General features: G+C 52.6%; 1 protein-coding gene. It reads right to left on the bottom strand.

Annotated elements, in window-relative coordinates; all coding sequences use genetic code 11:
* Nucleotides 1–294, bottom strand: a 294-nt coding sequence (locus ACP7IZ_RS13835) for a hypothetical protein (RefSeq protein ID WP_426849742.1), incomplete at its 3' end; no start/stop codon positions are given.
* Nucleotides 295–325: the final 31 nt, after the last annotated feature.

The raw sequence follows: 325 nt of genomic DNA, 5'->3' as shown, positions 1-325 counted from the left end.
CAACCATGCGTAGATTCCGATAAAGAAAATCTGCCGGACAAGATGCGCGGTCCATTCCTGAAAATCCGCCCCCTGTATCCCGAGGCGGATGCTCGATCCGGCGAACTGGATACCGGCCAAAATCCAAAAGAGACTTGTCGCATACGTCAGCATTTGTGCGGCTATCTCGGTGCCGGAAGCCTGATATTGGGCAACGATACTGGATATTTCTGACCCATCCGCAGCATGGGCCGGGTTGACGCAAAAAACAGCCGCACACACAAGGGCCAGGAGCAGAAGATTACGGCTTTCCATCTCAAAACCCCTTGTTGTCGTATTGGAGTTT

The organism is Acetobacter sp. AAB5 (assembly GCF_050106715.1).
Lineage (GTDB): Bacteria > Pseudomonadota > Alphaproteobacteria > Acetobacterales > Acetobacteraceae > Acetobacter > Acetobacter oryzifermentans.
The sequence above is the reverse complement of the archived record's forward strand: the minus strand, read 5'-3'. Positions and strand labels throughout refer to the sequence as shown.